This is a genomic window from Paenibacillus thailandensis (genome assembly GCF_042685365.1).
Classification (GTDB): Bacteria; Bacillota; Bacilli; order Paenibacillales; family Paenibacillaceae; genus Paenibacillus_AP; species Paenibacillus_AP thailandensis.
Genome location: NZ_JBHUMY010000030.1, coordinates 44,594 through 58,755 on the forward strand (window position 1 = coordinate 44,594; position 14,162 = coordinate 58,755).

General features: G+C 56.6%; 12 protein-coding genes. 2 read left to right on the forward strand and 10 right to left on the reverse strand.

Annotated elements, in window-relative coordinates; genetic code table 11:
• The first annotated feature begins 145 nt into the window (after positions 1 to 145).
• The gene (locus tag ACFSW5_RS20200; RefSeq protein WP_379277111.1) at positions 146 to 997 is read left to right on the forward strand and encodes an AraC family transcriptional regulator; all 852 of its coding nucleotides are present in this window, start codon (positions 146 to 148) and stop codon (positions 995 to 997) included.
• A gap of 128 nt (positions 998 to 1,125) precedes the next feature.
• Here the strand turns inward: ACFSW5_RS20200 and spoVT are convergent, their stop codons facing one another.
• Entirely contained in the window at positions 1,126 to 1,668 is a 543-nt protein-coding gene (gene spoVT / locus ACFSW5_RS20205) for a stage V sporulation protein T (RefSeq protein ID WP_379277113.1), read from the reverse strand.
• A gap of 427 nt (positions 1,669 to 2,095) precedes the next feature.
• Positions 2,096 to 3,289, reverse strand: coding sequence for an MFS transporter (locus ACFSW5_RS20210; protein WP_379277115.1), 1,194 nt, complete (start codon positions 3,287 to 3,289; stop codon positions 2,096 to 2,098).
• Between the two features lie 214 nt (positions 3,290 to 3,503).
• Between ACFSW5_RS20210 and ACFSW5_RS20215 the strand changes: the two genes are divergently transcribed.
• The gene (locus tag ACFSW5_RS20215) at positions 3,504 to 3,947 is read left to right on the forward strand and encodes a GNAT family N-acetyltransferase (RefSeq protein ID WP_379277117.1); all 444 of its coding nucleotides are present in this window, start codon (positions 3,504 to 3,506) and stop codon (positions 3,945 to 3,947) included.
• A gap of 137 nt (positions 3,948 to 4,084) precedes the next feature.
• Here ACFSW5_RS20215 and ACFSW5_RS20220 read toward each other — a convergent pair whose 3' ends face one another.
• The 8 genes from ACFSW5_RS20220 to glmU form a co-directional block, all read right to left on the reverse strand.
• Positions 4,085 to 4,267 carry a hypothetical protein gene (locus ACFSW5_RS20220; RefSeq protein ID WP_379277120.1) on the reverse strand — a complete coding sequence of 61 codons (183 nt, stop codon included), beginning with the start codon at positions 4,265 to 4,267 and terminating at the stop codon, positions 4,085 to 4,087.
• Positions 4,268 to 4,279: 12 nt separating this feature from the next.
• Positions 4,280 to 5,155 (reverse strand): SPFH domain-containing protein, encoded by an 876-nt coding sequence (locus tag ACFSW5_RS20225; RefSeq protein ID WP_379277122.1) that lies wholly within the window; start codon positions 5,153 to 5,155, stop codon positions 4,280 to 4,282.
• 156 nt (positions 5,156 to 5,311) lie between these two features.
• A complete protein-coding gene (locus ACFSW5_RS20230; RefSeq protein ID WP_379277124.1) occupies positions 5,312 to 6,472 on the reverse strand; it encodes a peptidylprolyl isomerase in 1,161 nt (386 codons plus the stop codon).
• Between the two features lie 209 nt (positions 6,473 to 6,681).
• On the reverse strand, positions 6,682 to 10,203 hold the full coding sequence (gene mfd, locus ACFSW5_RS20235) for a transcription-repair coupling factor (RefSeq protein WP_379277127.1): 3,522 nt from the start codon (positions 10,201 to 10,203) through the stop codon (positions 6,682 to 6,684).
• Positions 10,204 to 10,465: 262 nt separating this feature from the next.
• Positions 10,466 to 10,696 (reverse strand): anti-sigma-F factor Fin, encoded by a 231-nt coding sequence (locus ACFSW5_RS20240; RefSeq protein ID WP_379277130.1) that lies wholly within the window; start codon positions 10,694 to 10,696, stop codon positions 10,466 to 10,468.
• A 93-nt stretch (positions 10,697 to 10,789) separates the two neighbouring features.
• A complete protein-coding gene (pth, locus tag ACFSW5_RS20245; RefSeq protein ID WP_379277132.1) occupies positions 10,790 to 11,350 on the reverse strand; it encodes an aminoacyl-tRNA hydrolase in 561 nt (186 codons plus the stop codon).
• Between the two features lie 413 nt (positions 11,351 to 11,763).
• The gene (locus ACFSW5_RS20250) at positions 11,764 to 12,411 is read right to left on the reverse strand and encodes a 50S ribosomal protein L25/general stress protein Ctc (RefSeq protein ID WP_379277135.1); all 648 of its coding nucleotides are present in this window, start codon (positions 12,409 to 12,411) and stop codon (positions 11,764 to 11,766) included.
• Positions 12,412 to 12,659: 248 nt separating this feature from the next.
• Positions 12,660 to 14,057 (reverse strand): bifunctional UDP-N-acetylglucosamine diphosphorylase/glucosamine-1-phosphate N-acetyltransferase GlmU, encoded by a 1,398-nt coding sequence (glmU, locus tag ACFSW5_RS20255; RefSeq protein ID WP_379277138.1) that lies wholly within the window; start codon positions 14,055 to 14,057, stop codon positions 12,660 to 12,662.
• Positions 14,058 to 14,162 lie beyond the last annotated feature (105 nt).

The window sequence follows — 14,162 nt, forward strand, 5'->3', positions numbered from 1 at the left end:
GAATAAAACGCACGCCTTTCCGGCACCATGGATTAACCCGTCATAAACCTGTCATAATGCAAGTTTGTATACCGTCTGCTCCTGTTAAGATTGGGTTCCGATCTGTTATAATGCGGGCAAACCCAGTAATGGAGGAAACCGCCTCATGGCCTTGTTCAACGATGTTATCGTCCGATCGCCGGGAGTCGGGCAAGAGGATTTAAGCCTGTTGTTTTACGGCAAAGAAAATTGCGATCCCGGCCATTCCTGGGGCCCGGGCTTGCGCGACTCGTATTTGCTTCATTATGTCGAAAGCGGACGCGGCCTGTTCCGCATCGGCGACGAAACCTTTCATCTGACGGCCGGACAAGGCTTTCTGATCGTGCCGGGCACGCTCGTTTACTACAAAGCCGACGACGCCGATCCTTGGACGTACGCCTGGGTCGGCTTCAAAGGGCTGCAGGCGAAATCGTTGCTGCGCCGGTCCTCCTTAGGAGCCGAGCATCCCGTCTTCCGAACCGCAAACGCCGGCTGGTTCGGCCGTTTCCACGACTTGCTGTCCGGCCCGCAAGCTTCCTCGCCAACGCGCGATGTCCGCGGGCAAAGCCTGCTGTACGGCCTGATCGCGGATTTGATCGACGACAATCCCGCTTCGGCGCAGGAAGGAGGCGCATCCGTTCCCAAGCAGCGGTACATCGAACAAGCCGTTGAATATATCGAAACGAACTACAGCCAAAAAATATCCGTGCTCGACATCGCCCGCTTCGTCGGGCTCGACCGCACGTACTTGTCCGGTTTGTTCAAGGAGCGGTTCGGGGTGCCGCTGCAGCTTTATCTGCTCCAGTTCCGCATGAACCGCGCGGTGGAGCTGCTGGCGCTCGAGGAGCTGTCGGTCAGCGACGTTTCGCGCTCCGTCGGCTATGCGGACCCGTTCCTGTTCTCCAAAATGTTCAAACGGACGATAGGTTCGTCGCCGCGCGATTTCCGCAAGTCGACCGTCAGGCAGAACCGATCGTAAGCTTCATGCGGCGCTTGTGAATGGTTACGCGCAAATAAAAAAGCCAATCGGAGTTCCTTCCGATTGACTTTTGGCGTATGATCGCAAGCGCAGCCCGCTGGATGCTTCAACATCTTGCAACGGCTTATTTACTGCTCCATTTGCTTCGCAAGGAAACCGGCCGCCGTTTCGACCATTTTCGTTTCCAGCTGCCCCATCGTAACGGATTCGTCCTTGCTCAGCAGGACGACCGTGCCGATCGGGTCCCCGCCGGCCACGATAGGAGCGGCTACGAAAGAGCTGTAGGTTTCCTGGCTGTCTTTAATGATTTCGTAAGTACCTCCGGCCGTTTCAACCGTCGTTTTGCGGTTATCCATGCAAGATTCCAAAGCGGAACCGATTTGCTTGTCCAGCAGTTCCTTTTTGGACGCTCCGGCTACGGCGATAACCGTGTCCCGGTCGGAGATAAGCGTAATATGATTGGTGCTCTCGTACAGCGATTCCGCATACTCTTTCGCGAAGTCGCCAAGCTCCCCGATCGGAGAATATTTCTTCAGAATGACTTCGCCGTCGCGGTCAACGAAAATTTCAAGCGGATCCCCTTCGCGGATACGCAGTGTACGGCGTATTTCCTTCGGAATCACCACACGCCCGAGATCATCGATGCGACGTACAATTCCAGTTGCTTTCATTTCATGTTGCCCCACTTTCCTAGAGGATATTTAAGTCGACTGGATGAGATAAGCCTTCGCCGAAGCGTCCGCCGGAGACGGAGAGCTGCGCGTGGCGGTTTAAATAATTCGCCGAAAGGACGGTCCATTACACCTAAGCAGCGATGAGAAAAACTTCTGTCGAAGTCATTCGAGGATGAGCGGCCGAGGTTCAAGGCTGTCGAGAACTTTTTTCGCCGCTCTTGCTGTATTGCAGGATATTTCCTTGAGCGAATGTGAATCTGACCATAGTATTCATCCGCTCCCATTTTCTTATGCACCGTCCGCCGCCCCGCTTTGACGCATTCGTCAGGCGCTAACCGGGATAACGGCTCATGAACGAACGCATCGAAAAAAAGCCGGCCGCTTGCTTCCCGCAAACGGCCGGCCTCCGGTTTGTCCGTTAAGTTCATTCTGCCGCCGAGCCCGCCTTGGACGGACGGAACGCCAGTCCTGCCAGCGCAAACGCCAAGAACGCCGCTCCCAAACCGGTAAACACGATGGACAATGCGACATAGCGGATGCCGTAACCGCCGAGAGAAGGCCCCAGAACGCTGCCGATGCTGAAATGGATCGAAGCGATGACGTTGGCCGCCGGCAATATCGCTTTCGGCAGGATGTCGGCGGCGTAGGCCAGTCCCAGCGAATAGAAGGAGCCGACAAGTCCGCCGGTCAGCGCGAACAGAACGAACAGCGCTCCGACATGGCCGCCGGCAAGCGGCACGGCGATAAACAAGAGCCCGCCGGCGACGGCGCATCCCATCAGAACGGGCTTCCGTCCGATTCTGTCGCTCCAGATGCCGAGCGGCAGCTGCAAAATAAGCGAGCCGACGCCGAAGGCGAGCAGCAGCAGCGAAATCCAATGCTCGTCGATGCCGACGCGAAGCGCGTACAGCGGAAAGCTGGAGTTCATCGACGACTCCATGAGGCCGTACAGCAGTCCCGGAATCAGCACGAACCACGCAAGCCGATATGTGACGAAATAACGGTTTTCTCCCTGTACCGCTTTGCCGTGCCGTTCGGGCTTGTCTTTCGGCAGCTTCGGCATCAGCGCCATTACCGCAAGGCAAAGCGCGCCCATGACGATAAACGGCGCCGCGTCCCCCAGCGGCAGCAGATTGATGCCGAGCGGACCGAGACTGAAACCGACGCCGTATGCCATGCCGTACAGCGAAATATACCGGCCCCTGCGTTCCGCCGGCGCCGAGCTTACGATCCACAGCTGGGACGCGTAATGAAGCGAGCTGTCGCCCACGCCGACGACGAGGCGAAGGATGAACCAAGCCGCAAGCGACCGGTACGCCGGAAACAGGAACAACGCCAGGGCGACCATCGCGATGCCGGCAACGATCACCTTTTTATACCCGAACCGGGCGACCGGCTTCTCGACGAAAAACATTGTGCAGAACGTGCCGATATATAAAGCGGCCGAGTTCAGCCCGTTCATGTCCGAGGATATGCCCGAGTTTTCCAGCATAATGGATAACAGCGGCAGCAGCAGTCCTTGGCTCATCCCCGCAATCAGCACGACGGAAAGCAGCAGATACAATTTAAAGCGAAAAGACGGGGCGGCCGGCGCCGTCCCGCGTAGTAAGGCGGTCATTTGTACACTCCTTTATAACTACATCGGAAAGTTTAAGTTTGGTCCTGCGTTCCGTAAGAAAGACCTTTCCGAAAAGGCACGATATCTACCTCCAAGCGCGGCCGCTCATCCCGAGAGGCCTCGATAAAGGTATGCTTATGACGCTTGCTTCCGGTAAAATGAAGAGCGCAATTTGAGATAACTATAAGAAACGTATGTTAAGGGGGACATGCCTATGCATCGCGAGATCGAAGAATTTACGGTTCCGCCCGAGCCGGAAGAATACGCCGCGCTGAGGGAGGCGGCGGGCCTTAGCCCGAAGGACGTCGCCAAATCGGCTGTCGGCTTGCCGAATTCCTTATTCGCCGTCACGCTGCGCGATTCGGGCAAGCTTATCGGCATGGGCCGTGTTATCGGCGACGGCGGCTGCTTCTTTCACGTCGTGGACATCGCCGTCGATCCCGCCTATCAGGGACGGGGACTCGGCAAACGAATCATGCGGCGCATTACCGAATATCTCGACGCGCATGCGTCAAGCGGCGCATACGTCAGCCTGATGGCGGACGTTCCGGCGGACCATCTGTACAAGCAGTTCGGCTTCGTCTACGGTTATCCGAAATCGGTCGGCATGTACAAGCTGTACAAGGAAGCCGATCCGGGGGCTTCTTCCTCATCCTAAACCGGGGAAGAGACGTTTCGGGCCGAAATCCGCCCTCGGCCATCAAGAATGAACGGCCTTGTTTACATGGCGAACAAGCCCGCCCCGCCAGCCGTCTGTCGCGCTAGCGGGGCATGGCCTATACAGTTCGCCGGACGCTATTCCTTCGCTGCGGGCGGCTTGGGCGTTCCCTTCAGCCTTCCCGCTCTGGACAAAGCCTCCCGCAGCAAAAACTCGATATGCCCGTTTACGCTGCGGAATTCTTCCCCCGCCCACTGTTCGAGAGCTTTATACAGCTCCGGGTCAAGGCGCAGCGGGAACGCCTTTTTCTCTTTTCCCATGGAATCATCCCTTTAATTATACAACGTGCCCGCATTGATGACGGGCGTCGCCGAACGGTCGGACACGATCGCCACCATCAAATTGTTGACCATCGCGGCGCGGCGCTCTTCGTCCAGCTCGATGCCGCTCTCGATCAATTGCCGGAGCGCGGCGTCCACCATGCCGACGGCGCCTTCGACGATTTTCTGCCGGGCCGCCACGATCGCCATCGCCTGCTGGCGCTGCAGCATCGCGCTCGCGATTTCCGGAGCGTATGCCAGATGCGTCAGGCGCGTCTCCAGCACTTTGACGCCGGCAACGGACAATCGTTCCTGCAGCTCCTTCTTCAGCTCGTCGCCCACTTCGTCGGCGTTGCCGCGAAGCGAATGCTTCGCTGCGTCCTCGCCGTGAACGTCGTACGGATATTGCGCGGCGATGTGGCGTAGCGCGGTTTCGCTTTGAATTTCCACGAACGTTTCGTAATCGTCCACGTCGAACGCGGCGCTTGCCGTATCGGATACTTTAAACACTACGACGGCGCCGATTTCGATCGGGTTGCCGTCCGCATCGTTCACCTTCAGCGTCTGGCTGTTGAAATTCCGCACTTTAAGCGATATTTTCTGTTTGTCCGTCAACGGAAGAACCATCCATAGCCCGCTCGACGATACGGTTCCGATATAAGTTCCGAAGAACGTAATAACCCTCGCTTCGTTCGGATGCACGATAACAAGAGACGAGAACGCGATCACGGATAAAATGACGAGCACAACCCCCAGCACGATAAGCGCTGCGCTTACTTCGGAACGGTTAATCCCGAAAATGATCAGCGCGATTCCGGCTGCGAGAGAAATCAAGGCGACAAGCAAAGCCAGGTAGCCATTGACATACCATGCTTTTTTTTCGTTCATGCCAACACCCCACATATTATTTTGATATATTTATGATATCACTTTTTACAAATAAAAGAAAGTGCGGCAAAGAAATAATCGATTAGACGCAAAAAAAGGCCGAACGGCCGATTAAGGCTCGTTCAACCTTTTGATGCGGGAATCCCCCTGCATTCGTTACGGCGTTGCCGTCGCTTCCGGGGACGGGCTTGGGCTTGCCGCCGCGCCGTTCGTTGCCTCAGGGGACGCCGTCGCTTCCGGCGAAGCTGTCGCTTCAGGGGATGCCGCCGGAGATTCCGTCGCTTCTCCCGAAGCCGTCGGCGACGGGCTTGGTTCCGGAAGCGTCACTTTAATGTTCAGCTTCTCCAGATCCTCCGTCATATACGTGTTCATATGGTTATACGCGACAGCGCTTTTCACCTTTTCCTTCGTTTCGTCCGTAATCTCGTTGTAGTCCAGCATATCGCGTTTCTCTACTTTAATGACATGGTAGCCGAATTCCGTTTGCACCGGATCGCCGATCGCTCCCACATCTTGCTGCAGAGCCGCGTTTTTGAACTCTTCCACGAATTGGGTAACGTCGGCATCTTCGTACAATCCGCCCTTGTCCTTCGAGCCCGGATCGTCGGAATATTCCTTCGCAAGCTCATTCCAATCGCCGCCGGCGTCGAGCTTCGCTTTCACTTCCTTCGCGCGCTTCAGCGCTTCTTCGTCCGTGCGCAGCTCTTTCGTTTCGCCGGTCGTTTGGTCGGTTTCGGTCGTCGCGACGAGAATGTGGCGAAGCGTGACAGGGTTGTAGCTGTTTTTGTTCTTGTCGTATTCCGCCTTCATTTCGTCTTCCGTTACCTTGGAATTCATATGATCCACGACGACGAGCATCAAGTTCAAATACGTCTTGACGTCTTCGGTCGTAATGTTTTTCGTTTCCATCGTGCTCTTCATCGATTCGTCGGTTTCCGCGTAATCTTTGAAATCCTTGAACTGGCTGTCCGCTTCTTCCAAAGCTTTCTTCTTCGTATCCTCGGAAGCTTGTCCCGCGATCACCTTGTACGCGATATATTGCTTGAGCAGCTGCTCCTTGAACTGCGGAATTTCAACCAGCTGCTCATAGCCCGGCTGCATAATGTTGAATACGCCCAAATATTTATTAAACTCCGGCTCCGTCACCTGACCGCCGTCGTAAGTCGCTACGACCGTTCCTTCCCCTTCTCCGGCGAAGACCAGCGAATCTCCTCCGTCTTTCTTACCGCATGCAGATACAACCGTCATGACCAGAACTGCGGCAATGACCAGCAGCGCCGTTCTTTGCCATGCCGATTTGCGTAATCCGTGCAACATGTTGGGTCCCCTTTCAAAAATGTAAAGTTGCTTGTATTGTAACAGATTTGCGTGCCCGGATGCGAATTTTTGACCGAACCGGAACGTTTAAGCCCGCTTAACCGCAGAGCGGGACGGCCTTTCCGACCGGCCGATAAACCGGCCTTTCCGCTTGCGGAACGAGTTTGCTCCGCAAACTTACAAGGCCTCTTCTCTTTGAAAGATTTCGATTACGGGGCCGCTTTTTGCAGCTTATCGGGGACCGAACGGGTATCGCCGAACAACCGCAGAAACTTCTCCAGCAGCTCGAGCCGCTGCTCCATCGTCAGCCCTTTGCCCCGGAGAACGAGCAGCGGGTTGTCGTCCGCCTGATAACGGTACCGGTTCTCGAACTGCATGCACAGCTGATGAACGAGCTTGGCGTTGATCCGCTCTTTCTCGCGCGCCGCGAAGCGGATATGGACGTCGTCGCCCTTCTGGCTGAATTGCTCGATGCCGTATTGCGAACCGAACACTTTCAGCCGCGCAACGGAAAGCAAGTTGTCCACCGCCTGCGGCAATTGGCCGAACCGGTCGGTCAGCTCGTCGTACAGGTCGTCCGCTTCCTCCAGCGAGCGAATCGCCGCAACCTTCTTGTAAATTTCGATCTTCTGAATGCTGTCGTAAATATAGTCGGAAGGCAAATACGCGTCGACGCTCAGATCGACGAGCGTATTGAACACAGGCTCGGCCTTCACCTCGACGCCTTCGAGCTCCGCCTTGCGCGCCGCGATCTCGTCGGCGAGCATCTGCGTATACATGTCGAACCCGACCGAAGCGATAAAGCCGTGCTGCTCCGCCCCAAGCAGATTGCCCGCGCCCCGGATGGCAAGGTCGCGCATCGCGATTTTGAAGCCGGACCCAAGCTCCGTAAACTCCTTGATCGACTGCAGACGCTTCTCCGCCACCTCGGTCAGCACCTTGTCGCGCTGATAAGCGAAATAGGCGTACGCGATCCGGTTGGATCGGCCGACGCGCCCGCGCAGCTGATACAGCTGGGACAAGCCCATCTTATCCGCGTCGTGGACGATCAGCGTGTTGACGTTCGGAATGTCCACGCCGGTCTCGATAATGCTCGTGCTGACGAGGACGTCGGATTCGCCGTCGAGGAAATCGAGAATCGTCTTCTCGAGCTCCTGCTCCGACATTTGGCCGTGCCCGACCGTCACCTTCGCATCCGGCACAAGGGCGGATATTTGCTCCGCCATCTGATAGATGCCTTGGACCCGGTTGTACAGATAATAGACCTGTCCGCCGCGCGCCAGCTCCCGTTCGATCGCTTCCCGCACAAGCGCCATGTTGTTCTCGACGACGTACGTTTGCACCGGGAACCGGTTCTCCGGCGGCGTCTCGATAACCGACAAATCGCGAACGCCGAGCATGGACATGTGAAGCGTCCGCGGAATCGGCGTCGCCGTAAGGGTAAGCACGTCGACATTCGTTTTGAGCCGCTTCAGCTTCTCTTTATGGGACACGCCGAACCGCTGCTCCTCGTCGACGATCAGCAGCCCCAGATCCTTGAAAACGACGTCCTGCGACAGCAGGCGGTGCGTGCCGATGACGATGTCGACCGTTCCGGCTTTCAGCCCTTTGATCGTTTCGTTCTGCTCCTTGCGGGAACGGAACCGGCTCAGCACCTGGATTTGAAAAGGATACCCGGAGAACCGTTCGCGGAACGTCTCGTAATGCTGCTGCGCCAAAATCGTCGTCGGCACAAGCACGGCAACCTGCTTGCCGTCGATCGCCGCCTTGAAAGCGGCCCGAATGGCGACCTCCGTCTTGCCGTAGCCCACGTCGCCGCAGAGCAAACGGTCCATCGGCCGCGGCTGCTCCATATCCTTCTTGATCTCCTCGATCGCCCGCAGCTGGTCGCGCGTCTCTTCGTAAGGAAACATCGCTTCGAACTCCTGCTGGTACGGCGTATCCTTGCTGAAGGCGTAGCCCGGCGTCGCCTGACGCTGCGCGTACAGCTTCACCAGATCTTCGGCAATGTCCTTGACGGAAGCGCGGGCCTTGCTTTTCGCCCTTGTCCATTCGCTGCCGCCCAGCTTGTTGATCTTCGGTTCCTTCTCTTCCGAGCCTACGTATTTCTGGATCAGGTCAACCTGCTCGATCGGAACCGACAGCTTATCCCCATCCGCATACAGAATATGCAGATAATCTTTATGAATGCCCCCGATTTCCAGCGTGCCAATGCCGATAAATTTGCCGATGCCGTGATTATGATGGACGACGTAATCGCCGACCTTAAGGTCGGTGTAGCTTTTAATGCGTTCGGCATTGTCCAGCTTCTTGTCGATTCTTCTCGCCTTGCGCTGCTTCTGCGAGAACATCTCGCCTTCCGTAATGACGACGAGGTGCGAAGAAGGCAGCTCGAAGCCCGATTGCAAATTCCCTTCCAGCAGCGTCGGCGGCTCGATGCCGTAATCCATGAGCACCCGCCGCATCCGCTCCATCCGTTCGTTGCCGCCGGCAAGCATCAACACGTTTGCGCCCATTTTGCGCCAGCGCTCCATCTCGGCTTTCAGCACGTTCATTTGGCCGTGGAAATTTTGCATCGCGCGGCTTGTCATATTCAGAATGTTCTGCGGCTGCGTATGCGGAATTTGCCGGAGAAACAACGACAGGAATAGCGTCTGGAACGGCCGGTGGTACAACACCTCGTCCGTCCCCCGCGCCAAGGCGAAGCCCGGCAGCGTCTTGCCGTTCTGCAGCAGATGCGTCTCCCACTCCGCCTCGTCGCGCTCAAGCTGGCGGGCCGTCTCGATCAGCCGAGTCGGCTCGTCTAACAGCAGCAGCGTATCCGCCGGCATGTATTCGATCAGCGTCTGCCGCTCCGGATACAGCAAGGAAACGTATTTATACATTTCGGGAAAATAAACCTGCTCCCGCAGCTTCTCAATCTCGCTTTCGATCTCCGAGCGGAGCCGTTCCTTCGCCGTCCGGTCGTTCATCTTCTCGAGCTGCCGCTCGAGCAGAACGGCCGCGTGATCCGCCGCCGCCTTGAAGCGGCGTTCGTCGGCCAGCAGCTCCTTGCAAGGCGGAACGGCCAGCTCGCGGACATTGTCGAGCGACCGCTGTTCGGTCGGATCGAACGTGCGAATCGAATCGACTTCGTCCCCGAACCACTCCATCCGGTAGCCGACCGGCGACGTGAGCGGATAGAAGTCGACAATGCCGCCGCGTACGCTCATCTCGCCTTTGTTTTCGACGCGGTCGACCCGCTCGTACCCGAGACGGTTTAACGCATGCAGGAACGACTCCATGTCCAGCTCGTCCCCGGTTTTGACCGTGAAGGACGCTTCGGCCATCACCTCTTTGGCCGGCTGAAACCGCCGGATGCCGGAGAACGGCACGACAACAATCCCGCGGAAGCCGCCGGACAGCTTGATCAGCACGTCCGTCCGCTGCGCCAGCGTCTCCGGACTCGAGATCGCCGCTTCGGCAGCTACCAGCTCATTCGCGGGATACAACAACACTTGATCGGAGGATAAGCATTCCTGCAAGTCCTCCGCGATTTTTTGCGCGGAAAACATATTATGGGCTACGACCAGCATCGGCCGGTCGATCTCTTGCTTCAGCGCGGCCATCAATACTTGCCTGGAAGAGCCGGCAAGCCCGGAAACCATCTGCTCTCGCATCCCCGATCGAATGCCGGATACGATCGATTGGACATCCGCATCGGCGGCAAAAGCTTCTATTAACGCTTTCAAACGAAATAACACCCCGTTTCTGAGCGCGGAAGCCCGGCGTTCCTTCCAGCCGGAACGATCGCAAGCTTCCGCTGCCGTCTAACATCCGGGTGAAAGCCGAGCCTTAAGGCCCGATGCTCACCCTGCCAACATTCTCATCATATGCCTGCAAGTTCCGTATGGTCTTTCTACGAAACGAAGCAGCCGGGCAAGCGTTTGCCCGTTACATCGAAAAATAAGCCTCGGCCGAACGCCAAGACTTATTCGAATCTGCAAAACAAAACTATTGAAGCGGGTTCACGACGAGCACCAATTCCGGATTCGCGTCAAGCGCCTCGCGGCAATAATCGCATACGACCCGGACCGTCACGTCGCCGTTCAGGTTATACGCTATTATATCGCTGCGCTCTTCGGGGGTCAAGAAATGGAAGCCCAGCTGCTGCTCGGTAACGTGGACGCTCTCGATCGTTCCGATCGTTGTTTTGCAATGCCTGCAAACGTAATTTACAGCCATATGTATGCCTCCTGAAGAATCGTTATACCCTTCAGTATGCCCGGCTAATCTATGTTTAAAAGAGCGCCGAATGAGAAGTTTCCGTTACGGACTTCAGCCGTTAAACTTGGCCATCGTCTGGTCGAACGGCTGCTTCAATGCGAATTCGACCGCATCGCATGCCCGGCCGACCATCTCCTGCAGCAGCTGCTGCTCGCTCTTCGGGAACGGCGCAAGCACGTAGTCGACGATGGGCCGGCCCGGCTCCGGCCGCGAGATGCCCATGCGGATCCGGTTAAACGACTGCGTTCCCAAATGCTGAATCAGCGATTTGACGCCGTTATGCCCTCCCGAGCTGCCCTGATAGCGCAGCCTGATTTTGCCGATTTCCGTATCCATGTCGTCATAGACGAATAGCCCGTCCGCCAGATCGGCTTTAAAATAATCCATAAAAGCCCGGGCCGACTCGCCGGATAAGTTCATATAAGTCATCGGCTTGATCAGGACGACCTTCGTGCCCTGCACGTTGCCTTCGCCGAGCAGCGCCTTGCACTTGTTTTGCGTTACAGCTATGCCCCACCGGCGCGCCAGCTCGTCCACGACCATAAACCCGACGTTATGGCGCGTATTGGCGTATTGCGTCCCGGGATTTCCCAAACCTACAATCCACTTCATCCTCTGCTTCCTCTCCTGACATTTCCTAGTATAATGATTCGATGCTGAACGTATAAAATCCTTTCAAGGGCTCCCAACCAAAAGGCTCGACAACCCCTCAAATCCCCCTTGTCGTAAGGGGGACCCCAAGGGGCTTCGTCCCTGAAGCCCACCCCAAAAGGAAGAACGACACCCGCTTCCGAGACGCTGGGCCAACCTTCCGTGCAAGGAGCGCTTTCGTCCCTGCGGGACACGCTTAACGTTAAACCGCTTAAAAACATTAAAAAGCACTTCAATGTATGATCAAAGGCGCTCTAACGTTCAATAAAGAAAAACCAAAAATCCCCCCGACAGCAAGGCCCCCGGTGAACGCAAAGCGGGTGTGTCGCCATGCGACGCACCCGCTCCCTATACGGCTAACTCTTGCTGTCCAATTACGCATTATCCACTGCATGCTTCTGCGCTTCCTCGGAGCGCATCTCCGCTTCCTTCAGCTCGACGGCCGCGTCCTCGGCTTCTTCTTCGGTCAATTCCTTCTGCGGCGCCAGTATCGTGACGACGACCAGATCCGGATCGGATTTGATCTTAACGCCCGGCGGCGCCGGAATATCGCGGACGAGCAAGTTTTCGCCGACGCCGAGGGTTGTAATGTCCACTTCGATCGACTCCGGAATGTTCGCCGGCAGACATTCCGCTTCCACTTCGTGAACGACAACTTGCATGATGCCGCCTTCCCGCACGCCGGCGGAATCGCCGGCAAACTCAAGACGCACATGGGTTCTGATCTCTTCGTTCATGTTTACTTTCAACAAGTCGACATGAAGCACCTGCCGCGAAATTTCGTCCCGGTGAACATCGGCAATCATAACGTTCTGCTTGCCGCCGGCAGGTAAGCTCAGCTCGAGCACCGCGTTCGGATGGGAACGAAGAAGCGCAAGCAGCTCCTTCTCCTCCACCGCGACGGGGGTGGGAGCGATTTCCCGTCCGTAGAGCACGCCCGGCACTTTGCCTTGATGCCTTAAGTTGCGAAGCTCGCTTTTGGTGCGGCCCTCTCTCGCTACGGCTGTCAGGGATTGGGTCATGATATGGAAACCTCCTATAAGTTTTGCGGAGCGGTTCTCCTCTGATTTTACTTCGCAGCAAAATCTTGCATCGGAAGCATAAGCTCGGTTTTGCGGAGCGATTCTCCACTGAGATTACTTCGTCGCAAAATCCTGCATCGGAAGCATAAACTTAAGCAAGTCGATTTCCATTAGGTTTCCCTATCAGGCCCAATTTAAAACCGTGCTGATCGAATCAGTATCGTTCCTTCGGCCGTCCAAACGATTCGTTATTTTGTCGAACGTTCCTTTTTGGCTTTGGCACGGGCCCTAATCTTCTCCGCGTAACCCGCCTTGTTCGTTTGCCGTTCTCTTGCGATCGCCAGATCCCCGGCCGGCACGTCGTTCGTAATGGTCGAGCCCGCTACCACGTACGCTCCTTCTCCGATCTTAACCGGAGCGATTAGGTTGACGTTGCTGCCGATAAACGCGTTATCCGCGATCTCCGTCAGCGATTTGTTGTAACCGTCGTAATTGACGGTAATGGCGCCGCAGCCGATATTGACGTCGCTGCCGACCTTGGCGTCGCCTACATAGCTCAAATGCGATACCTTGCTGCCGTCGCCGAGCGAGGCGTTTTTCAGCTCGACGAAATCGCCGATTTTACAGCCTTTGCCGAGCTTGGAGCCCGGACGCAGGTTGGCGTAGGGACCGACTGCGCTATCGTCGCCGATGACCGAATCGTTCACGACGGAATATTTCACGGATGCGCCGTTGCCGACGGTCGAGCCGGAAATTTCCGCGTTCGGTCCGATGACCGCGTCTTCGCCGATCACCGTCTTGCCCTTCAGCACCGAGCCGGGATAAACGACCGTATCCGGACCGATCTCGACCTCGGCCTCGATATACGTGGCATCGGGATCGATCAACGTCACGCCGTTCGTCATATGCATCCGGTTAATCCGCTGGCGCATAAGCTTCTCCGCTTCCGCAAGCGCGATCCGGTCGTTGACCCCGATCGCTTCCGCGTTGTCGTCCGTGCACCAGCCCTGAATGTTCTCTCCCGCTTCGCGGAAGATGCGGATGACGTCGGTCAAATAATATTCGCCTTGCGCGTTGTCGTTCGTCACTTTCGCCAGCGCCGCAAACAGCTTTTTATTGTCAAAAATATACGTGCCCGTATTGATCTCGCGGACCGCCGCCTCCTGCGGCGAGCAATCCTTCTGCTCCACGATGCGCTCCACCGTTCCGTCCGCGCCGCGGATAATCCGCCCGTAGCCGGCCGGATTGTCGAACACCGCCGTCATGATCGTCGCAGCGGCTCCGCTCTTCAGATGCAGCTCTTTCATCGCTTGAATCGATTCGGCCTTCACCAGAGGCGTATCGCCGCAAATGACGACGGTCAGCCCTTCCTCGGCCCCAAGCAGCGGCTCCGCCTGGCGAACGGCATGGCCGGTTCCGCATTGCTGCTCCTGCAGCACGTATTCCGCCGCGTCGCCGAGATAGCTTTTGACCGCTTCCGCTCCGTGGCCGACAATGACGACGGTTCTCTCGCATTCAACTTGGCCGACCGTATGAAGCACATGTCCGACCATCGGTTTGCCCGCTACTTGATGAAGCACTTTATATAATTTCGATTTCATCCGCTTGCCTTGACCTGCCGCAAGCACGATAGCCATAGTTTTCAATGGTGAGTCCTCCCGTTATGCCGCCTTGCTGCGATTCCGTTAGGCCGCGCGATGACCGGCATTTTTTCCCGCCGAAACCGTCTGTCCTTGAAAAATAAAGACGAC